This window comes from Rhizobium sp. Root1204 (genome assembly GCF_001424965.1).
Lineage (GTDB): Bacteria > Pseudomonadota > Alphaproteobacteria > Rhizobiales > Rhizobiaceae > Pararhizobium.
The window spans coordinates 32,936-53,955 of record NZ_LMCZ01000005.1; the positions used below are offsets into that span (position 1 = coordinate 32,936).

The window sequence follows — 21,020 nt, forward strand, 5'->3', positions numbered from 1 at the left end:
CACTTTTTCAAAAGTCGGATCGGCGCTTAACTCACCGTAGTACCTCAGCCGATCCCTCCAGCGAAACGAAGCCGCTGTGCCGATATCTGCCGCCCAGTCATTTGCGTTGACCTATCTCGAGACCATCCGGGCCGAATTGTCAGATTGGACTGCCCAAATCTTCTCGTTTGGTGAAACCGCCTGGCGCGAATATGAATCCGCCGACTGGTATGTCGATCTGCTGCGCAAACAGGGCTTTTCCGTCGAGGAAGGTTCAGCCGGAATGCCGACGGCCTTTTGTGCCGAATGGAGCAACGGTCCCGGTCCCATGATCGGCATGTATGCGGAATACGACGCTGTCCCCGGCAATTGCCAGGCCGCGACGACCAAAAAAGAGCCACGCGGCGGCCTGAGCTTCGAGGCTGGCGGCCATACCGATCCGCATTCGGCGCTCGGCATCGGTTCGCTCGGCGGCCTGCTCGCCACCAAGGCGGCGATGCAACGGCACGGCATCAAGGGTACGCTACGCTTCACCGGTGAACCCGCGGAAAAAGTGCGCGGTTCCAAGCCGATCCACGCGGCCAAGGGCTACTATGACGGCCTGGACGGCATGTTTTCCTTCCATCCGTTCTATATGCTGCCAATGTGCAATACCGTGCGTTGGGACACGCACTGCGGCGCCGCCTATTCGATGATCTACCGCTTCATCTGCGACCAACCGGAAGCCTGGGGCCGCAGCGACGATGCGCCAATCCCGCAGTCCCATTCCGCCGTGCGTGCACCCGGCGCCAACGATGCGCTAATGACGATGTATATGGCTTCCAAGGCCCTGCGCGATTCAATGCTCACCCATCAGGGCGGCTGGTCGATCAGCGAGGCAATCCTGACGGCAGGCCAGGCGACCGCCGACAATCTCCCTGCCGGCCTTGCCGAGATCCAGTACATGATCCGCGTGCCGACCATCGCCATGGCCGAACAGGTGACGTCGGTCCTGGACCGCAATGCGGCTGCGGCCGCCGCCATGACCGGCTGCCGGTATGAACGCCACTGGGTCTCGAAATCCCGGCCTGGTCTTGCAAACCACGCTATGGCCAATCTCGTTTGGGATGCCTTGCAAACCGCCGGTCCGCCACGTTGGGATGAGGCAGCAAGGACCGTCGGCCGCGAAATCCAGGCCAATCTTGGCGTCGAAGCGATGGCCCAGCCGTTCATCGACGAAATGGAAAAACTGATTTCACCGCAGGACGCCGAAGCCATCCTGCGCCGCGACCTCGCCCCTTCGCAGCTGAATTCCACCTCCGACGATTACACCGATATGAGCTGGCACGCCCCGACCGCCCGCTTCTACATCGCACGCCCGGCGCTGAAAGCGCCATCCGGCTACACCTATCCCGTCTGGGTCTCCAATGCGCTCGGCGGCATTCCCGCCACGATCGACCCGACGGTCCTTTGCGCGGCCAAGACCCTTTCCCTGTCGGCCATCCGGCTTCTGGAAGACGAGACGGTTCGCGCCGCTGCCAAGACCGAGTTCAATGAGCGCACTGGCGGCGGCATTGGCGGATCGAAATGGATCCCGCCCCTTTGTGACTACGCACCCCCCATCCATTTCCGCTGGCCCGAATATGTGACCACCGCCCGCGGCCGCGACTGGTGGATCCCCAAACCCGCAACCCCGGAGGCATGACATGCAGTTCAACGAACCCTTTTCGCTTCAGCGCCGTAACCCGAAGGGTGGAACCGCGCCCCTCACCCGCTGGGGCTTCAAGAACGAAACCGATCCGTTGACCGACGTGCTGCTCGGATCGCCGGCGCATCTGCGGCATCTCTCCACCAGCTCGCTGTCGCGCAAACACCTGCGCGAGGCACCCTGCAACATCCAGGTGGCGCAATCGCAGCACAAGGAACTGGTGTCAGCCTATGAGCATTTCGGCGTGAAAATTCACTGGCACGAGCCGACGCCGGAACTGCCGATGCAGGTCTATTCACGCGATTCGAGCGTCATGACCCCCTATGGGGCCATCATCACCGCCATGGCCAACTGGTGGCGGCGCGGCGAAAACTATGCGGCCATCCGCACCTATGAAAAACTCGGCATCCCGATCTACGACATGGTGACGGCCGGCACCTTCGAAGGTGGCGACTTCAACGTCATCGAGGATGGTTGCGTGTTGATCGGTTGCGGCGGCGCCCGCACCCAGGAGGAAGGCGCCCGCCAAGTTGAAGACTGGTTCAAGAAGGAAGGCTGGGAAACGCGCCTTGCCTTCATCGACGAATACTACGTCCATATCGACCTGATGGTCGTGCCCATCGCGCCGAAACTGACGGCCGTGTGCCTTGCCTGCACGGAACCAGGCATCATCGACTGGCTGAAGGCCAAGGGCCACGAGATCATCGACGTTCCCTTCCAGGATACGATGGCGCTCGGCTGCAATTTCATGTCGCTGGGCCGCGACCGCGTTATCGCACCGACGTCATCGAAAACCCTGATCGAAAAACTGCGCGCCCGCGGCTTCGAGGTCGCTGCCATCGACATGAGTGAAATCTCCAAAACCGGTGGCGGCATTCACTGCATGGCGCAGGCTCTGGTGAGGGAAGCGGCGTAAAACCGTCGCTCGTCTCCCCATCGGGGAGAAGGGGGGCCGAAGGGACGGATGAGGGGGCGAAGCCATTCATTGACGAGTTTGCCGAACCGCCCCCTCATCGCCTCACTCCGTTCGGCACTCCCCCCCGCTGAGGAGAAGGAGAAGAGGTCCGAACCGGCCAAAATGCCAGGCGGAATTGCTCTTCTAACCGACTGACAATGGAGTTGCAGGGCTTTCTCCAGCCCCACCAAACCCGCTAAGGTTCCCGGCGATTCGAGGAGCATCCGGACCCAAGCATGACAGACCTGAACAGACGTTTTCCCTGCATTCCCGATATGGAGAAGGCCGCAGCGCGACGCATGCCGGGGTTCGTGCATGACTATCTGATCGGCGGCCTTGGCCGGGAAAGCAACGTCCGGCGCAACGTCGAAAGCTTCGACACCATCGAGTTGATGCCGCGCTATCTCTCGGAAGCCCCTTCGCCGGATCTGGGCGTCACCCTGTTCGGAAAACGTTTCGACGCGCCATTCGGCGTCGCTCCGCTGGGGCTCGCTGGCCTGCTCTGGCCCGGCTGCGAAGTGCCGCTGGCTGAAGCGGCCAAGGCCCATAATATCCCGCATGTGCTCTCTACATTTGCCAACCGTTCCATGGAAACCATCGGCCCTATTACCGGCGACAATGGCTGGTTCCAGTTCTATCCGCCAAACGATCTCGCGATGGAAGCCGACATGATCGCCCGGGCGGCGCGGTCCGGCTATCAGACGTTGGTACTCACCGTCGACATCCCCGCCCCCACCCGCCGTGAGCGCGACATCCGCAACGGCATGTCCGTGCCGCCTATCCTCGATCTGAAGACGATGTTCCAGATCGCCACGCATCCGCATTGGGCAAGCCATGTGCTGCGCCACGGCATTCCCGACTTCGAAAACCTGTCGCCCTATTATCCGAAGGGTTCGTCGTTGAAGCAGTCGGCGGAATTCGTCGGCCGTGTCATGACCGGCCACCTGGGTGCAGAGCGTGTCCGCAGCATCCGCGATGCTTGGAAAGGCAAGCTCCTGATCAAGGGCGTGCTCGATGTTTCGGAAGCGCAGGCCTATCTGGAGATGGGTGCCGACGGTCTGATCGTCTCCAATCACGGTGGCCGTCAGCTCGATGCCGCCCCCACCGCCGTCTCCGTTCTGCCCACTATCCGCCGTGCGTTGGGCCCCGATGCTTTGATCGCCGCCGATGGCGGTATCCGCTCCGGTCTCGATGTCGCCCGCCTGCTGGCGCTCGGCGCCGATTTCGTCCTGATCGGCCGCCCGTTCGTCTATGCCAGCGCCGCAATGGGCGCTCCGGGTGGCGATCATCTGATTGATATCCTCAAGGCCGAACTCTCCAGCACGATGGCCCAGCTCGGCTGCCGGACGGTTGCGGAGTTGTCGTCCTTCCTCCATGCTCCCACCCAGAATTATGGAAGACACCAGCCATGACCGTCATCGATAACCTGATCGAAGCTCTTGGCACGGATGTGGTGCTCACCGGCGATGCCATTGGCGGCCGCTACCGCAGCGATGCCAGTGGCACCGGCAAGTTCCTGCCGCTCGCCGTACTGCGTCCAGCAAGCACCGAGCAGGTCGCAGCAGCGCTCGCCATCTGCGATCGCCACCACCAGCCTGTCGTGCCGCAGGGCGGCCTGACCGGTCTTGCCGGCGGTGCCAATGCACGCTCGGGCGATATCGCGATTTCACTGGAACGCATGTCCGGTGTCGAGGATATCGATACGGCTGCCGGCACCATGACGGTTCTGGCCGGCACACCTTTGGAAGTGGCGCAACTGGTCGCCGAAACCGCCGGGTTCCTGTTGCCGATCGATCTCGGCGCCCGCGGCTCCTGCCAGATCGGCGGCAATATCTCCACCAATGCCGGCGGCATCCGCGTCATCCGCCATGGCGTCACCCGCGACAACGTGCTCGGCGTTGAGGCCGTGCTGGCTGATGGCACCGTGCTGTCGTCGCTCAACCGGATGACCAAGAACAATACAGGCTACGATCTGCGCCAGCTGTTCATCGGTTCGGAAGGCACTTTGGGGATCGTTACCCGCGCCGTGCTGCGGCTACGGCCCCTTCCCGCTGCCCGCCTGACGGCACTGTGCGCCATCGAAAATTACGACCAAGTCGTCACGTTGCTGAAATCCGCGCAACGCGGGTTGCCCGGCCTGTCAGCCTTCGAGGCGATGTGGCAAAGCTATTTCCGCTTCAATGCCGAAGCACTCAACCTGACGTTCTTCGACAGGGCCTATCCGTTTTTTGTCATCATCGAGCAGGATGTCGATGGCAGCGACGAAGACAAGGAGCGTTTCGAAACCTTCCTCGGTCAGGCCTTTGAGAATGGCCTCGTCACCGATGCGCTGGTCGCCCAGTCGGAAAAGGAAGCCCGCGCTTTCTGGTCGGTGCGCGAGGGGCACATGATGGATCAACTCCTGCCCGGCCTGATCAATCTCGACGTCAGCCTGCCGGTCGGCCAGCTCGATGCTTTCGCCGGCGATTGCGAAAAAGCCCTGCTTGCCCGCTTTCCGGCCGCCCATGTGTCGTTCTTCGGCCATGTCGGTGACAGCAATCTGCACGTAGCCATCGGCGTCGAGACCCCAAGCGAACACGACCTGCACGAAATCGACGCCATCGCCTATGATCTCGTCCGCACATACAAAGGCTCGATCTCCGCCGAACACGGTATCGGCACGCTGAAGCGCGATTTCCTCGACCATTCGCGCAGCGAAGAAGAGATCGGCGTCATGCGCCGGATCAAGGCCGCGCTCGATCCCAACGGCATCATGAATCCCGGCAAGGTCATCCCGCCACCACGATAGCAGGGAGACAGATCCGGCGATATGTGGCCTTGCAGCATAGCAAAAGCTGGCATTACCGGCTGATCTCGGCGAAGATGGCCGATCCGAAAACCGGACCGGGAGAACACCATGCTGCCTCACCCCCGTACCGGCGCGATTGCCGCGCTTATCGTTTCCATCGCCCTCTTGCCGCTGTCGCCGGTGCTCGCCGCCGCGCCCGAGCCTGTCAAGGCCGAGCATGGCATGGTTGTCACCGCCCAGCATCTCGCCTCCGAAGTCGGCGTCGAGGTGTTGAAGAAAGGCGGTAACGCCGTCGATGCGGCGGTTGCCGTCGGTTATGCGCTGGCCGTCGTCTATCCCACCGCCGGTAATATCGGCGGCGGCGGCTTCATGACCATCCGGCTGAAGGACGGCAAGACCACGTTCCTCGACTTCCGCGAACGCGCGCCGCTGGCGTCCACCAAGACCATGTATCTCGATGACAAGGGCGAGATCGTCAAAGGCGCCAGCACCGCAGGCTATCTGGCAGTCGGCGTTCCCGGCTCGGTCATGGGCTTTGAGACGGCCCGTGAAAAATACGGCACGCTGGCACGGCAGGACCTGCTGGCGCCTGCCATCCGCTTTGCCAAGGATGGCTTTGTGCTCGATCAGGGCGATGTCGCCTCGCTGCAAAATGGCGCCAAGAAACTCTCCAAGGACAAGGCGGCGGCCGCGATCTTCCTCAAGCCGGATGGAAAGACCTTTTCGATCGGCGAAACCCTGGTCCAGCCGGAACTGGCCGCAAGCCTGACCAGCATTTCGGAAAAGGGCACGGATGCCTTCTACAAGGGCGCGATTGCCGACAATATCGTCAAGGCGAGCGCTGCGTCCGGCGGCATTCTCGCAAAAACTGATTTCGAGCAATATACGGTGCGCGAACTCAAACCGGTGACCTGCAATTATCGCGGTTACGAGATCGCCTCCTCGCCACCGCCAAGTTCCGGCGGCGTCATCATCTGCGAAATCCTCAATGTGCTGGAAGGCTACCCGCTATCCTATCTCGGCTATGGTTCCGCCGAGACCGTGCATGCCATGGTCGAGGCGATGCGTCACGCCTATGTCGATCGCAACTCGGCACTCGGCGATCCGGACTTTGTCGAAAACCCCGTCGAAAAACTCACCGACAAGGCCTATGCCAAGGAAATCCGCGCCAAGATCAATCCGTTCAAGGCCGGAATTTCAAAGAACCTGATGCCGAAGGGCATGGGCGAAAGCACCGAGACGACGCATTATTCGATCATCGACCATGACGGCAACGCGGTTGCGGTCACCTATACGTTGAACGGCTCGTTTGGCGCCGGCGTCGTGGCGCCCGGAACCGGCATCCTGCTGAACAACGAGATGGACGACTTCACCTCCAAGCCGGGATCGCCCAATCTCTACGGCCTGGTCCAGGGTGAAGCCAATGCGATCGCGCCGAAGAAAACGCCGCTCTCGTCGATGAGCCCGACGGTCATTTCCAAGGATGGCAAGCCGTTCATGATCATCGGCAGCCCCGGCGGGGCGCGCATCATCACCATCACGCTGGAAGCGATCATCAACGTCATCGACCATGGCATGAGCATTCAGGAAGCCATCGACGCACCGCGCATCCATCACCAATGGCTGCCCGACAAAGTCTACATGGAGCCCTTCGCGCTGTCGTCCGATACGCTGAAGCTCCTGACCGAGATGGGCCATGATGTCGCTATCGATCCAAGTTGGACCATCTGGGGCCAGGCAGCCGGCATCCTCGTCGGGGGTAAGAATCTGGCCGAGATCGAGGAAGGCGGCGGCGCCCGCTACAATGGCGCCATGGACAGCCGTGCGGCCTCGGGGGCGGCGCGGGGATATTGAGGAGTTTCACCCTCCCCTTGCGGGGAGGGTCGGCACACAGTGCCGGGTTGGGGTGATCCAGTATGCACTTCCTCTTCTCCCCAGCCGGGAGAAGTGCCGAGTGAAACGAGGCGATGAGGGGGCTTCGGCGAAGCCGGAGCTCCATGAACATTCCTGCGTCCCCCTCATCCGGCGTTGCTTCTCCCCAGCGAGGAGAAGAGGACCAATCGCTTTCACTCCAAAAACCGCTTGATTGCCTCGACCTCGTTCGAGCGGATGTCGTGGCCGCCGGTGTGCCATTCGGTTTCCACGATCGCTTTCTGAGCCGCGAAATAGTCGGCAAGGGCCTGGGTCAATGGGGCCGGGCAGATCGGATCACGCTGGCCGGCAGTGATCAGGATCTTCTTGCCGGCCAGCGCCGCATTGTCCTTCGGCTTGAAGGGAATGAGCGGATGCAGCAGGATCGCCTTGTCAAACAGGTTCGTCTCGATCAGCAGGTTGGCGAGGATGTTGGCGCCGTTGGAAAAGCCAAGGCCGATGATCTCGGAGGCCTGGTGCTCCTGCGCCAACGCGCTGACAAACCCCGCCATCTTCCCGGTCGCCCTGGAAAGATCGTCCATGTCGTAGACACCTTCGCCGGTGCGGCGAAAGAAGCGAGCCGCCCCGTGTTCGGATACGTCGCCACGTGGCGAGACGATCGTCGCATCCGGCAGCAGGTCGCCGCCGAAGTCGAAAAACTGCCGCTCGTCGCCACCGGTTCCGTGGAAGACGAAGAAGATCGGTTTCCCGGGTGCACCGCTCTTTAGCCGGTGTACATAGCCATAATCGGTCATGATATCTCTCCGTTAGCCTTCCAGCTTCTGCAAATGCTGCTCGAGGATCGGCCGCAAGTGCTTGTGTTGCTGCGGCAACTTCAATGCTTCGCCCAGATGCGCAGTATCCTCGTCGCGGTTGAAACCGGGTTCATTGGTGGCGATCTCGAACAGAACACCACCCGGCGTGCGGAAATAGATCGCCCAGAAATAGTCGCGGTCGATCACCGGCGTGACATGATAGCCCGTATCCATCAGCGCCTTGCGCACTTCCAACTGCTTTTCCCGATTCTCGACCGAAAAGGCGACATGGTGCACCGAGCCTGCGCCCTGCAGGCCGCGTTGAATGTTCGGCATGGTTTCGAGATCGATGAAACCAGCTCCATTGCCGCCAGGCACAATCAGTCGGGTGACGCCATCTTTGGCATCCAGCGTCTCGTAACCCATGAACTTCAGCAGTTCTGCTGTCGCTCCTTCGTCACGAAGGCGCATGGCAACCGAGTGAAAACCGCGGATCGCATGATCTTCGGAAACACCGTTGGCAGTCCAGACCGGGCGGTTGTCGTCGCGGACCTCCACGAGCGCAAAACCGTCGCCATCCGGACCGGCAAAGTTCAGGCGCTTTTCACCAAAGATCTCTTCTGTCTTGAGCCCTGAAACGCCGCGCTGAGACAGCCGGTCGCTCCAAAAGCCAAGCGAGCCTTCAGGGACGGAAAACACAGTGGTACCCACTTCGCCGGTTCCGGGACGGCCCGGCCCCATGTCCGGGAACGGGAAATAGGTCATCACCGATCCGGGTGCGCCGGTCTCGTCGCCGTAATAGAGATGATAGACATCCGGCGAATCGAAGTTGACGGTCTTCTTGACGCGGCGCAGGCCGAGCGTATCGGTGAAAAACTGGTTGTTGGTCCGGGCGTCTGCCGCCATCGAGGTGACGTGGTGCAGTCCCTTGATCTGGGTAAGCATGATCTGATCCCTTTCTGCCCGCGTTGGGGCTTCGTCTCGCAGACATAGATGTGCCTATTTCGCCAGCAGCGATAGACGCGCAGGTCTGGACGCATTGTCTCCAACTGTTGAACAGTGGAAAATCACTGTTCAAGGAAAGCGAGTCGCCAGATGGCGCGTGCAATTATCGAAAGTGCGGGAAGAAGAAAGAAATACAACCTAATGGATTATCGAAAGTAACAAGAAAAACTAAAAGTTGACAATCAGGAAAGGACGACCTATATCAACGTTCATCGATAGTTGTTTGACTGATATTTGTTTCTGCCCGCGTTTGCCGCGTCTCTGACGAACTTCCCCCTTCAAAAATCGAGACTACTGATCGCCGTGCGTCGTACGGTGATGGATACATGTTGCTATTGAAAGGGTTCGTTATGACCACTGGCACAGTTAAATGGTTCAATTCCACCAAAGGCTTCGGCTTCATTCAGCCTGACAACGGCGGTCCGGACGTTTTCGTCCACATCTCCGCTGTCGAGCGGGCTGGCATGCGCGAAATCGTCGAAGGCCAGAAGATCGGCTACGAGATGGAACGCGATAACAAGTCGGGCAAAATGTCCGCTTGCCAGCTTCAGGCTGCTTAAATCGGATTGCCCCTCTCCGGTGACCACGGATGTACTGGCACCGTTGACGAGGCAAAATCCAATGGAAGGTCAGGCAATGCGCCTGGCCTTTTTTCTTGGCCAAACGGCCAATTTGCGCACCGCATTCGACAGAACGATCTGGACGAGACGCCGGTGCGACAGCACCAGGATATCATTTTGACCGAGAATTCGACCAAGGCCCGCGACCAGGCGGAAACGGCATTCAGCCGTACACAGACCCAGTTCATGGCCCGCAACCGGACAATTTCAGAGATCGATGCCGTTGCGGCCGAGCGTGATGCAAAGACACAGCGGCTGCGCGAATTGCGGCTGGAAAAGGAAGCTGCGGCAACCGCCAAGGCCGCCGCAGAACGGAAACCTGCAAAACGCTGACTGTTTAGCGTGATTTCCCAGCCACCATATGGCTGTTATTATTCAGTCTTGGTGAAATAGGACGGAAAAGACGGCAGCCTATCTATTTTTTTGGCGCTTCCACTCTATCTTGGGAAGGCACAAAATGCGAAACGACACATATGTCGACGGCAAGGCGACCATTTGTCCCGGCCATTCCCGACCCAGATAATACAACAGACAAGGACAAAGAAGATTGAGACACGCATCCGATAATGGCTTTGCCGATCGGCGCAAAGCCGCAGCCGAAGCCAAGCAGCAGCTTCTGAAGAAGTTCGCATCGGCGCCGAAGGCTGACGATCCGGAACTGGCAGCCAAGCTTGCCGAACGTCAGGCCAACACGGCTGCGCGCGAAGCCCGCCGCGCCGAACGCGATCGCCTGAAGCAGGAAGAAAACGAGCGTCAGCTCGCGGAAGCCGCCGCCCGGACCGCAGCAGCCGATGCCGAAGCACGGGCTGAAGCAACAGCACGCGAACAGGCCGAACGTGACCGCATCTCCCGCGTTGTCGCCGACGAAGCTGAACGCAAGGCCGAGCGCGACCGCCGCTACGCAGCGCGCAAAGCCCGCCAGCGCTGATTTGAGAATGAGGGCCGGATCACCCATCCGGCCTCCTCCTCAATCCGCAGGCAAAAATTCTGCAGCCTGTTTAAATCCGCTACAACCCGCCTGAATGACACGAATTCAGCGGACGGAAAGCCGTGTTCTGAAACCGGAAAATTCGCTCAATCTATCGCAGCCATTTCGCGCCCGGCAGACGATGGCGTATGTCAGGTTTTTTGCGGGAAAGCGCCGTCAGGCGCCCTCCCCGCCTTCCGCCAGTTTCTTCTGGTCCATTGCCGCCTTGACCGTCGCAGCGGCAGCGGCGGCCGATGACGGATCGTTGCTGGCAACCTGAACGGTTGGCGAAGCAAAGACGACGCCATTCTGGATGAATGCCTCGCGGATCATCATGTAAGCCTTCCGGCGGATCGTCGTCTGATAGCCTGGCTTCGTCATCATCGCAAAACTCAGATTGATGCCGTAATCCCCAAATTGTTCGACGCCTTTCATCTTCAGCGTCTCCAGGATCATCGCCCCGTACTCCTCGTCCTGAAGCAGGGACGCGCCGACAGCCTTGACCATCTTGCGCACCTTGTTGATATCGGTGCCATAGCCTACCGAGATCGTGAACTTGTCGATCACCCAGTCGCGGCTCATGTTCTGGACGGCGCCGAGCGTACCGAAGGGCACGGTGAAGACCGGGCCGCGATGATGACGCAGCCGCACCGAACGGATGCTGAAGGATTCCACGGTTCCCTTGTAGCTGCCGCTCTGGATGTATTCCCCGACCCGGAAAGCGTCGTCCATCATGTAGAAGACGCCACTGATCACATCCTTGACGAGGGTTTGCGAACCAAAGCCGATCGCCACACCAAAGATACCGGCACCGGCGATCAACGGACCAATCTGGACCCCAAGGCCGGAGAGAACCATCAATACCGCGATGACCGCAATGAGGACGGCCAGTACGGTCCGCAGCAACGGTAGCAGTGTCAGCAGCCTCCCGTTTCGCGCCGCGTGGGCGGAGTCTCCTGTGACCGAAGACCGTGCGTGCTCCAGCGTCCGGTTGATCAAAGCCTTGACGATCTGCCACAGGATATCAGCGACAAGCAGAATAACCGCGCCGGCCAAAACACCCTGGACGAGCCGGTCGGCCATCGCGTCGCCGGTAAACATCGACGAGCGTTTGCTGACAATGAATGCGAGCCAGAGCACCGCGAGCGCGATGATAAGCGCCCGCGCACCCCGCTCCACCAGAACTTCAATGACCGGGTTGCCACTGCCGGGCATGTCCGGCTGGCCCGCAAAAGCGCTTCTCGCCATCGCTGTCGTCGCTTTCAGGAGGCCAGGCAGAATCAGCGCATAGATGCCCAGCCACAGAACGATGACGAGGCCTGCGACCCAGAGCGCCCAGAGCAGGCAGAGGTAGAATGTCAACGCCCATTCCGTAGCCCCACGGCCATGTGGCCGGGCGATCGCTGCAGGCCGGTTCCAGACGGTTTCAATGCCAACCAGCAGCAGTCCCAGGCCAAGCGCATAAACGACCACGCCCCTTACGGCAGGTGTGATGTTCAAAGCCGCCATCACGCCGACAAAAGCCCAGCCGGCAAACAGGATACAAGCAAACCAGAAGATGCGCCTATACCAGAAGGCCCCGGATACCTGATCGGCCGAGGCCAGCCCGGTTGCGCCGTCAACCCCTTTGGCCGTATCGACCCCAACCAGCAACAGCCGGGCGATACGGATCACGAAACGGCAGGCGATGACGCCCAGAAGCAGGGGCAGCATCAGCGCGTCAAGCAACGGCGGCCATGTCATGGCCATGAACAAGCCGAGACTTGCCAGGCTGAAAGCCACAAGCGGTGCCAGCAGGGCAAACAGATGGCGGCCAGCGGCATACAAGGGGTTTTCGTGCGCGCCGTCCGCATGGGCCAAGGCTGCATGCAAGCGGCTGCGGCGTGCGATGCGGTGGAACAGCCATTCCGCACCAAGGCCGATCAGCACCAGCGTCAGGAACAGGACGAACACGCCGAAAGGTCCATGACCATTGATATCGGCCGCGATCGTCCCGCCTGCCCGCATGAATTCCGAGGGAACCAAGGGAATAGCCTGCACGATATGACGAAGATGATCCCGAATCCTGTCTCCCCAGGCGTTGAATTCGGTCGCGGACATGCTCGCGTCAGGCTCGGCAGCCGGTGCGGCCGTCTGTTTGTTGAGCAGCGCGCGAATCTCGGGATCGTCCAGCAGTTTGATCAGCTGATCGACCTTGTCCGAAGAAACCGGCGGACTTGCAGCCTGCGCAAAGGCTGGCTGGACGGTGGCAGTTCCGGCAGCAAAAGCCAGAACCATAAAAAACCAAAACCGCAACGCCAACAGTCTGATATTACCAGTCTTTCTCATGCGCCGACCCCCTTCAGCTCATCTCACCCCGATTGCACTTTCGTGCATTTCAGAGAGTTAGAGCATTCACCGGGAGCTTTGTCACCTGCAACCGCGCGATGAAGCAAAAGGCATGGTATTTTGTGCCATTCCGGTGGGTTATGGGGTTTTCGACATCCCCCGGCGTTCAACCCTTCGTCACAAAAGCGATCGCGGCGGCCAGAGCCTCGCCGGAAAAGGGTTTGACCACCAGTTGCACGTTCGGCCCCGGCGTCACGCCCTCGACATCGCTATGGCCGGTGGCGAAAATCACCGGCAACCCGGCCACCAGCGTCTTGGCACGCTCCGCCAGCATCACTCCGGACATGTCCGGAAGGCCGACATCCGTGACAAGCACGTCAATCGACCGTTCGGAAAGCACGGCCAGTGCCGTCTTGGCGTCGGCTGCTTCGAAAACCGTGTGTCCCTGATCTTCCAGCATGTCGACCGTGCTTGCGCGGATCAGCCAGTCATCCTCGCAAATCAGGATCGTCTGCTTATTATCCGACGATCGGTCATCTCTGGCCGGTTTCACCGGCTGTTCTGTAGCCGGTACTTTTGCCAGGACATGGCGAATCCGGCGGGCAAGCGCCTCACGGGTATAAGGCTTACTTAACAGCTCGACCCCTTCGTCGAGCCGCCCGGAATGAACGATCGAGTTTTCAGTGTAACCGGAGGTAAACAGCACGCCCAATTGCGGCAACCGCTCCCGTGCCTTGCGTGCCAGCTCCGGGCTTTTCAAGGTCCCCGGCATAACGACGTCAGTGAAAAGCAAGTCGATGGAGACACCACTTTCGATGACCGTCAATGCGCTTTGCGCATCCTTGGCCTTCAAAACCCGATAGCCGAGGTCGGTAAGAATGGCGACGACTGTTTCGCGCACGGCCTCGTCGTCCTCCGCCACCAGGATGGTTTCACTGCCGCCGGTGATTGGGCCTGAATCTCGCTCGATGAGCACGTCTTCGGACTGCGTCGAGCGTGGCAGATAGAGCTTGATCGTCGTGCCATGGCCCAGTTCGCTATAGATCTTGATATGACCGCCGGACTGCTTGACAAACCCGTAGACCATGGACAGGCCAAGCCCTGTCCCGCGGCCTTCGGGCTTGGTGGTGAAGAATGGTTCAAAAACCTTCTCCAATGTTTCCGGCGACATGCCCGTTCCCATATCGGTGACCGCAAGCAGGACATATTGCCCGGGCGGAACATCCGCATACGCTTCGGTATATTTGGCATCAAGATAGGCATTGCCCGCCTCGATCGTCAGCTTGCCGCTACCGTTCATCGCGTCGCGCGCATTGATGGCGAGGTTGAGGATGGCGTTCTCGACATTGCCCGGATCGATATGGGTATTCCAAAGGCCGCCAGCGACGATCGTCTCGATTTCGATCGCCTCGCCAAGCGACCGGCGCAGAATATCATCGAGATTGCGAACCAGCCGGCCGATGTTGACGACTTTCGGCGCAAGTGGCTGGCGGCGGCCAAATGCCAGCAATTGCGAGGCGAGTTTCGATCCGCGCGCAACACCGGCCATGGCGTTTTGGATGCGCTGTTCAGCCCGCTCGTTGGCCGGAATTTCATTGGCCAGCAGCTGAAGATTGCCACTGATCACCTGCAGAAGATTGTTGAAATCATGAGCGACGCCGCCGGTCAGGTTGCCAATCGATTCCATCTTCTGGCTCTGACGCAGGGCGTCCTGAGTCTGAAGCAATTCAGACGTGCGCGCTTCGACCCGTTGTTCGAGCGTAGCAGCCAACTCCGCCAAGGCGGCTTCGGCGATCTTCTGGTCCTGGATATCGGTATTCGTGCCGATCCATTTTTCGATTTTACCGGAGCGGTCCCGGAGCGAAACAGCGCGAACAATATGCCAGCGATAGGAGCCGTCATGGCGGCGAAGCCGGAACTCGGTTTCGTACTGCTCGCCAATATGACGCGCTGCAGCCCAGGCTTCGGCCGCTGCGTTGAAATCGTCAGGGTGCACGATCGCTCCCCAGCCGTCGCCATGAAGCGTGCCTGCAGGTACTCCGCTATACCGGTAAACGCGATCGTTGAACCAATCGAGTTGGCCATTAGGCAAGGCGGTCCAAACATGATTGGGCATGGACTGCGCAAGAATGCGGAACCTTGCCTCGCTCTCTGCAACCGCCTTTTCAGCAAGCTTGCGACTGGAGATATCGACAAACAGCGCCGCAAATCTGTCCGGCTCAGTCCTGCGCGCACGGACCTCAAACCAGCGGCCGTCCAGGGCCGCCACCTGAACCTCGAAGACCTTAGAGATCCCTGTGTTGACGACCTCGGCGTAAGCTTCGAAAACGTCATCGGAAATTGCAGGAATAACCTCGCGGACACTGCGCCCCAGCGCACTGTCGGCCGGCACCCCGGAATGCCTTTCGAAAGCCGGGTTAACTTCAACAAACTGAAAATCGTGGATCAAACCCTGATCGTCGCGAATGACTTCGCCGACAAAGAAGCCTTCCTGCATCTGCTCGAACAGCCCGCGCCAGCGCGCCTCGCCTTCGCGAACCGCAGCCTCGGCGCATTTGCGATCCGTAATATCGAAGGCAATGCCGATAAACCGTCTTTGACCGCTTTCCGGGCTGGAAACGACCTCACCCCGCCGCGCGATCCAACGGACCTCTCCCGTTTTGGGATCGATACGGCGATATTCGACATAATCGAGCGGATTGCTCTGGCTAAGCTTTGCTGGGCCTGTGTTGGCGCGGTCATCCGGATGCAGAAGACCAACCAGAAGCTTGTCCGTTACCAAAACATCTGGGGCAAGGCCCCAGATCCGGCGATATTCATCCGAGACCTCAAGCATGCCGGTCTGCGGATACCATTCGAATGTGCCGATACCGCCTGCTTCCTGGGCGATACGCAACCGCTGCTCGGTGCGAACCCGTTGCGTCGTATCTTTGATGATTGCCATGACACCGGCCGGTACGCCAGTTTCGTCTGGCACCGGGCTATAGTCGAGATTGAGCCAGACATCCTCCGGTGAACCATTGCGTTCGATGACCAAGTGCTGGTCCCGATAGCCAAGCGTCCCGCCACCCAGCACGACCTTGAGCACGTTGGCATTGAACTCCGCCACTTCAGGCCAATGGTCCCTGACATTCGAACCGAGCGAGATTGGGTGCCGCTGGCCGGCAAAGGCGGCGTAGCCTTCATTGTAAATCATCACGCCATCCTCGCCCCACAGCAAGATCATCGGGACCTTGGCGCGAAGGACAATAGAGACGATGGACTTGAGGTTCTCAGGCCAGCTCGGAAGTGGGCCGATTGAGGTTTTTGCCCAATCGAAATGATGGATCAGTGATGCGATCTCGCCACCTTCTGCGAGGAACGGGTATCGCGTGTCGGACGCAGGCGCTTGCATGAAAACCTGAAATGAACAGAGGAGCGCCGAGCAACAAAACCAATCGGCAGAAGGCCCTAATTAGCGCGCTTCATCGCGACATCAATCGGGTACCGACAAATTTTCGCCATTTTCCGAACGCGGCGGAACTCAGACGGCGCCGTTACTCCGCAGCCTTTGCGCGTTGGACCGGCCGAGCCCTGCGGCCAGGAACAAGCTGGGCGTAAAGCGCCGCATATTGTTCGGCGCTCCGCTCCCAGGAAAAATTGGCCTTCATGCCCTGGTTCTGGAGACGAGCCCATTTCTTTGGCTCCCGATAGGCCGCGAAGGCGCGGTGGATAGAGAGCCGCAGATTTTCGGCCGTAGGCGGATGAAACTGGAAGCCGGTTGCTACCCGGGCGGAAATCGCCGCATCATTGGCATCGATGATTGTTTCCGACAGGCCGCCGGTCCGCGACACCACCGGCACCGCTCCATAACGCAGGGCATAGAGCTGCGTGAGGCCGCAGGGCTCGAAACGGGATGGCTGTATGATGACATCCGATCCGCCATGGATGAGATGGGCTGTCGCTTCGTCATAACCAATGCGGACGCCGATACGATCGGGGTGCCGTCCGGCAATGGCCAGAAGCGCCGTCTCGATATGTTCCTCACCCTTGCCGAGCACAATCAGCCGGCCACCGAGGGACGCGACCTCCTCAGCGACATCGGCCAGCATGTCGCCGCCTTTTTGCCAGGTCAGCCGGGTCACGGCAGCAAAGACCGGGCCGGGGCGATCGTTCAGCCGGAAGGTCTCCAGCAGTTTAGCGCGATTCTGCCCCCGTAGCCTGATCCGCTTGTGATCGTAGTTGACCGGCAGGTAGGAATCCGTGGCCGGGTTCCAGATATCCATGTCGATGCCGTTGACGATACCGGTCAGCGTGTTCGGACGCGAACTCAGTGCACCGGCCATGCCCATGCCAAGTTCCGGCCCGATGACTTCACGCGCATAGGTTGGACTCACCGTCGTGATGGCGCTGGCCGTGCGGATACCGCCTTTCAAATAGCTGATGTCCCCGTAGTACTCCAGGCAATCGAGTGAGATGGCCTCCGGCGGCAAGCCGATCTGGCTGACAACGGAGGTTGGGAACTGCCCTTGGAATGCCAGATTATGGATCGTCAGGACGCTCGGAACCGCTTTGGCATTGCTCGAATACCGCATGTAGACGGAGGTCAGTGCGGTCTGCCAATCATGCGTATGAACGACATCCGGCAACCAATCCTTCAGCAATCCACCCGCAACGGCTGACGCCACATAGGACAAGACGGCAAACCGTTTCCAATTGTCCGGATGATCATGACCTGTCTCGTCGAGATAGGGACCTCCCGGGCGATTATAGAGGGCTGGCGCATCAAGGATCAGCAGATCAAGCTGCTCATAGCGAGCTTCGAGCAGCGAAGCCGGGGCGCCGAACAGGTCTGGGAAGAAATGGATCTGCCGGGCACCGGGAAGCTTTGCAAACAACGGCGGATAACCGGGCACCAGCGTACGCGTGTAGCAACTGTAGCCCTCAAGGGCCTTCGGCAACGAGCCTGTCACATCCGCAAGCCCGCCGGTCTTGATCAAGGGAAAAATTTCCGACGTCACCGAAAGTATCTTCACGCAGGTCACGTTCCTTGTACCACCGGTTATCATCACGACGCAGTTGCACGCGCCGCGACGGATAACCCATGATGTTGCAAAGCGCAGTCGATGTCCGCATAAAAGCGCATCGCGAGCGCAAAAAAATTTTGCACCGCAAAATCACGCGCCGGGAACAGCAGAATTTCCATCGACTCATGCACGCCGGAACTGTGGTAGCGATGACATCATGGCGTCGAGACGTGGAGCGCCGATCCCGGCACCCCATGGAATGTCAAAAATCAGGCGGTCTTGCTGCGTTTACGCGGAATAGGTTCGATTGAGCTTTCGTTCTTTACGACGGAAAGTTTAGAGGTCTTTACCGGCACCTGCGGCATTTCTCCTGCCGCCGCATTGGCCTCCTCCGTCAACTCCCGCAATGCCTGCAGCCAATGCACGTCATGACTGCCATCCGGGCGGCCGTCAGCTTCCCAAAGAGCGTAAGCCCGTAGCCTGATGTCGTCTTCGCTGATATCCGTCATCTGCTTCTCTCCCCTTGTCAAAGTGGCCAAATAGAAACTGCGACGAGAGCGCCTGGTTCCGCCTTTAACCGGCCACGCGAGATTTTTCCCGTAGAATATCCGGGCTGCAAAACAGGAATTCATACTGGAACTACACGTTCCCAAGATTACGAAATGGACGCGGCAAAACAATTCGCCCCATGATCCTACGCTCAAATCATGTGCCGTCGATGGTTTTCACAACCAGGGAAGGCGTTTTGCACCGTCTTGTTTGGAACTAAAGACGGTGAGCGCCGTTATGCACAGCGCACCGGCGTTGGGGACCGGCGCTTCAGGAGTTTGCCATGAGAAAAACCTTGCTCGCTCTCTTGCTGGCCGCTTCGCCTGTCGTGGCCGGGTCGCCCGCCACTGCCCAGCCGATGAAGATCGAAGACCTCTGCGTGAAAGTGGCAAAGCATCTGCTGATGACGGAAACATTCCATACCGGCGTCGTCCAGTCATTTCCGGAACTCACGCCCCCGGGTGCGCGCATGACCTATTCAACGCGCGACGGCGTCGAGAAGAAGGACATGGTCGATACGTTCGAATGCCAGTTCGACAACGCCACAGCCCCCTACGGGCTGAAACGATTTTGCCTCGCCAGCACCTGCTACTCCGCGGATGAAAAGAACGACGAAAACAAGCGCCGGTTCGACGAGGTGCGCATCTTACTGGAACGCGAAGGTCTTTAACGAAGACTCAGCCTAGCGTCCTGTTTTGGTAGCCATCCAGATGACGTGACGGGCGCCGCGGCCTTTGGTACTGGCGCGAACTGACAGTTCCTCGACCACAAAACCGGCCTCTTTCAGCCGACGGGTGAAGCCCGTATCCGGTGCTGAGGACCACACCGAGAGAACGCCGTTTGCCTTCAATGCCTTGCGCGCGGCGCGAAGTCCGGAAACGCTGTAAAGGTCATCGTTTGCCCGGCGGGTCAGTCCTTCCGGCCCATTGTCGACGTCAAGCAGGATCGCGTCGTATTCGCTCACAGCAGACTGGATGAGACGGCCAACATCGCCTTCTCGAATGGTGACCCTGCGATCGTCCAGACAGCCTGCGAACACATCCGCCATTGGTCCGCGCGCCCAGGCGACGACCGCGGGAACAAGTTCGCCGACCGTTATGCGTGCATCCGAGGGAAGTTCGGCCAGGGCTGCACGTAGCGTAAAGCCCATTCCGAGCCCACCGATCAGCATATGCGGACGCGGGTGACGGCGGACGCGCTCATAGGACAGACGCGCAAGGGCCTCCTCCGAACCGCTTAACCGGCTGTTCATCAGTTCGATCGTGCCGAGCATGATGGAGAACTCAGTGCCGCGCTGTTTCAGGCGCAGCTCGCCGCCACCGTCAGGCATTGTCGCTGTATCAATCAGGGTCCAGGGTATCACGGGCACTTCCAATCGTTGAGGCGCCCGCGATAGCACAGATGGACCGCGAAAACAGCCTAAAGCGTCGCCAATGCCCGGTTGGACATGGCGCCCCCATAGGCTTTGCGGATCGCAGCCTTCTTTTCCAGCGACACGATAATGTCTTCGGAAAAATCGACCTTGTGCATGGCGGCGATATCCGGAAGCCCCCCCGGCGTAAACACGTTGATCTCAAGAATCTTGTCGCCGACAATATCGAGGCCGACGAGAAACATGCCATCCTCGATCAGCTTGGGACGCACCATCTCGGCGACGGCGAGAATGTCATCCGTAATCTTGACGGCCTCGGCGGTTCCGGCCGCGTGCATGTTGGAGCGGACCTCTCCCTTGGCCGGAACCCGGCGGAAGGCCGCGTAGGCGCCGTTACGTTCAAGCGGTTTGCCATTCATCAGGAAGAAACGGATGTCGCCGGCCTTGGCCTCCGGCAGATAACCTTGAGCAATCAGGTAGCCCTCGCCGCTGACGGCTTCGAAGATCTGGTTGAGATTGGCATCGTCGGGCGTCGCAATCTTGAAGACGTTCTTGCCGCCTGACCCCTGTAACGGCTTCAGGATGACGCCTTTGCGGTGATCGGCGATAAAGGCGCGGATTTCCTCGATGCTCTTTGAGATCAGTGTTTCGGGGCGGACCGCCTCCGGAAAACCCTGAAAATAGAGCTTGTTCTGGGCGAGCGCCAAACCGGCGGGATCGTTAACAACGATCGATCCCCGCTCGCTGGCAAGCCGGCCGAACATGGCGCCGATATGGGCAGCCCATGGCCGGTCGTCGGAATCAAGCGATGGATCGTTGCGCAGGAAGATGACATCAACTTCACGGACGTCAATCGTCTGAACCTTGGTATCCTTGCCCTGGAAACCATCGTGGAATGTCTGGGCGTTCTTGTATTTCCCAGGGGCAACAGTGGTTGCCCGTACCATCAGACTATCGTCAGGCCGCAGGACGAAATCACCTGGCGCGATGTAGCAGACGTCATGGCCACGGGCGAGTGCCGCCATGGCCAGTGCGGTGGTGGTAAAATGAGGTTCCTCGCTCTCGATCGAATTGACGAAGAATGCGACGCGCATGGTG

General features: G+C 59.7%; 18 protein-coding genes. 9 read left to right on the forward strand and 9 right to left on the reverse strand.

Annotated elements, in window-relative coordinates; genetic code table 11:
* The first annotated feature begins 82 nt into the window (after positions 1-82).
* The 5 genes from ASC96_RS06660 (at position 83) to ggt (ending at position 7,263) form a co-directional block, all read left to right on the forward strand.
* A complete protein-coding gene (locus tag ASC96_RS06660) occupies positions 83-1,663 on the forward strand; it encodes a hypothetical protein (protein WP_060502437.1) in 1,581 nt (526 codons plus the stop codon).
* A 1-nt stretch (position 1,664) separates the two neighbouring features.
* The gene (locus tag ASC96_RS06665) at positions 1,665-2,582 is read left to right on the forward strand and encodes a dimethylarginine dimethylaminohydrolase family protein (RefSeq protein WP_060502271.1); all 918 of its coding nucleotides are present in this window, start codon (positions 1,665-1,667) and stop codon (positions 2,580-2,582) included.
* Positions 2,583-2,857: 275 nt separating this feature from the next.
* Positions 2,858-4,033 (forward strand): alpha-hydroxy acid oxidase, encoded by a 1,176-nt coding sequence (locus ASC96_RS06670; protein ID WP_082511972.1) that lies wholly within the window; start codon positions 2,858-2,860, stop codon positions 4,031-4,033.
* A complete protein-coding gene (locus ASC96_RS06675) occupies positions 4,030-5,409 on the forward strand; it encodes an FAD-binding oxidoreductase (RefSeq protein ID WP_060502273.1) in 1,380 nt (459 codons plus the stop codon). The genes ASC96_RS06670 and ASC96_RS06675 overlap by 4 nt, the downstream gene beginning before the upstream one ends.
* 108 nt (positions 5,410-5,517) lie before the next feature.
* Positions 5,518-7,263 carry a gamma-glutamyltransferase gene (gene ggt / locus ASC96_RS06680; RefSeq protein ID WP_060502274.1) on the forward strand — a complete coding sequence of 582 codons (1,746 nt, stop codon included), beginning with the start codon at positions 5,518-5,520 and terminating at the stop codon, positions 7,261-7,263.
* Positions 7,264-7,475: 212 nt separating this feature from the next.
* Here ggt and ASC96_RS06685 read toward each other — a convergent pair whose 3' ends face one another.
* Both ASC96_RS06685 and ASC96_RS06690 read right to left on the reverse strand, forming a co-directional pair.
* Positions 7,476-8,075, reverse strand: a complete 600-nt coding sequence (locus tag ASC96_RS06685) for an alpha/beta hydrolase (RefSeq protein WP_060502275.1) — start codon at positions 8,073-8,075, stop codon at positions 7,476-7,478.
* Between the two features lie 12 nt (positions 8,076-8,087).
* Positions 8,088-9,020, reverse strand: coding sequence for a VOC family protein (locus ASC96_RS06690; RefSeq protein WP_060502276.1), 933 nt, complete (start codon positions 9,018-9,020; stop codon positions 8,088-8,090).
* Between the two features lie 410 nt (positions 9,021-9,430).
* On the opposite strand from ASC96_RS06690, the gene ASC96_RS06695 reads away from it, so the two are divergent.
* The 3 genes from ASC96_RS06695 (at position 9,431) to ASC96_RS06705 (ending at position 10,628) form a co-directional block, all read left to right on the forward strand.
* Positions 9,431-9,640 (forward strand): cold-shock protein, encoded by a 210-nt coding sequence (locus tag ASC96_RS06695; RefSeq protein ID WP_037110252.1) that lies wholly within the window; start codon positions 9,431-9,433, stop codon positions 9,638-9,640.
* Between the two features lie 177 nt (positions 9,641-9,817).
* Positions 9,818-10,033, forward strand: coding sequence for a hypothetical protein (locus tag ASC96_RS06700; protein WP_037110505.1), 216 nt, complete (start codon positions 9,818-9,820; stop codon positions 10,031-10,033).
* Between the two features lie 214 nt (positions 10,034-10,247).
* Complete coding sequence (locus ASC96_RS06705; protein ID WP_037110249.1) at positions 10,248-10,628, forward strand: DUF6481 family protein; 381 nt, start codon at positions 10,248-10,250, stop codon at positions 10,626-10,628.
* Positions 10,629-10,844: 216 nt separating this feature from the next.
* On the opposite strand, the gene ASC96_RS06710 is transcribed toward ASC96_RS06705, so the two are convergent.
* The 5 genes from ASC96_RS06710 to ASC96_RS06725 form a co-directional block, all read right to left on the reverse strand.
* On the reverse strand, positions 10,845-12,995 hold the full coding sequence (locus ASC96_RS06710) for a mechanosensitive ion channel family protein (RefSeq protein WP_060502277.1): 2,151 nt from the start codon (positions 12,993-12,995) through the stop codon (positions 10,845-10,847).
* A gap of 166 nt (positions 12,996-13,161) precedes the next feature.
* Entirely contained in the window at positions 13,162-16,389 is a 3,228-nt protein-coding gene (locus ASC96_RS06715; protein WP_082511973.1) for a PAS domain S-box protein, read from the reverse strand.
* Positions 16,390-16,531: 142 nt separating this feature from the next.
* A complete protein-coding gene (gene glgA, locus ASC96_RS06720; RefSeq protein WP_060502438.1) occupies positions 16,532-18,010 on the reverse strand; it encodes a glycogen synthase GlgA in 1,479 nt (492 codons plus the stop codon).
* Positions 18,011-18,042: 32 nt separating this feature from the next.
* Positions 18,043-18,180, reverse strand: a complete 138-nt coding sequence (locus tag ASC96_RS32505) for a hypothetical protein (protein ID WP_156393914.1) — start codon at positions 18,178-18,180, stop codon at positions 18,043-18,045.
* A 90-nt stretch (positions 18,181-18,270) separates the two neighbouring features.
* Entirely contained in the window at positions 18,271-18,510 is a 240-nt protein-coding gene (locus ASC96_RS06725; RefSeq protein ID WP_060502278.1) for a DUF2934 domain-containing protein, read from the reverse strand.
* A gap of 323 nt (positions 18,511-18,833) precedes the next feature.
* Here ASC96_RS06725 and ASC96_RS06730 point away from each other — a divergent pair, with 323 nt between their 5' ends.
* Entirely contained in the window at positions 18,834-19,220 is a 387-nt protein-coding gene (locus tag ASC96_RS06730) for a hypothetical protein (RefSeq protein WP_060502279.1), read from the forward strand.
* A 12-nt stretch (positions 19,221-19,232) separates the two neighbouring features.
* Here the strand turns inward: ASC96_RS06730 and ASC96_RS06735 are convergent, their stop codons facing one another.
* On the reverse strand, positions 19,233-19,913 hold the full coding sequence (locus ASC96_RS06735; protein WP_060502280.1) for a hypothetical protein: 681 nt from the start codon (positions 19,911-19,913) through the stop codon (positions 19,233-19,235).
* A gap of 56 nt (positions 19,914-19,969) precedes the next feature.
* The gene (locus ASC96_RS06740) at positions 19,970-21,016 is read right to left on the reverse strand and encodes a glutathione synthetase (RefSeq protein ID WP_060502281.1); all 1,047 of its coding nucleotides are present in this window, start codon (positions 21,014-21,016) and stop codon (positions 19,970-19,972) included.
* Positions 21,017-21,020: the final 4 nt, after the last annotated feature.

Coding starts and splice junctions, on each gene's coding strand:
- ASC96_RS32505 (WP_156393914.1), bottom strand. CDS start 18,180: ATGGAAATTCTGCTGTTCCCGGCGCGTGATTTTGCGGTGCAAAATTTT.
- ggt (WP_060502274.1), top strand. CDS start 5,518: ATGCTGCCTCACCCCCGTACCGGCGCGATTGCCGCGCTTATCGTTTCC.
- ASC96_RS06665 (WP_060502271.1), top strand. CDS start 1,665: ATGCAGTTCAACGAACCCTTTTCGCTTCAGCGCCGTAACCCGAAGGGT.
- ASC96_RS06740 (WP_060502281.1), bottom strand. CDS start 21,016: ATGCGCGTCGCATTCTTCGTCAATTCGATCGAGAGCGAGGAACCTCAT.
- ASC96_RS06730 (WP_060502279.1), top strand. CDS start 18,834: ATGAGAAAAACCTTGCTCGCTCTCTTGCTGGCCGCTTCGCCTGTCGTG.
- ASC96_RS06710 (WP_060502277.1), bottom strand. CDS start 12,995: ATGAGAAAGACTGGTAATATCAGACTGTTGGCGTTGCGGTTTTGGTTT.
- ASC96_RS06685 (WP_060502275.1), bottom strand. CDS start 8,075: ATGACCGATTATGGCTATGTACACCGGCTAAAGAGCGGTGCACCCGGG.
- ASC96_RS06690 (WP_060502276.1), bottom strand. CDS start 9,020: ATGCTTACCCAGATCAAGGGACTGCACCACGTCACCTCGATGGCGGCA.
- ASC96_RS06695 (WP_037110252.1), top strand. CDS start 9,431: ATGACCACTGGCACAGTTAAATGGTTCAATTCCACCAAAGGCTTCGGC.
- ASC96_RS06725 (WP_060502278.1), bottom strand. CDS start 18,510: ATGACGGATATCAGCGAAGACGACATCAGGCTACGGGCTTACGCTCTT.
- ASC96_RS06670 (WP_082511972.1), top strand. CDS start 2,858: ATGACAGACCTGAACAGACGTTTTCCCTGCATTCCCGATATGGAGAAG.
- ASC96_RS06715 (WP_082511973.1), bottom strand. CDS start 16,389: ATGCAAGCGCCTGCGTCCGACACGCGATACCCGTTCCTCGCAGAAGGT.
- ASC96_RS06675 (WP_060502273.1), top strand. CDS start 4,030: ATGACCGTCATCGATAACCTGATCGAAGCTCTTGGCACGGATGTGGTG.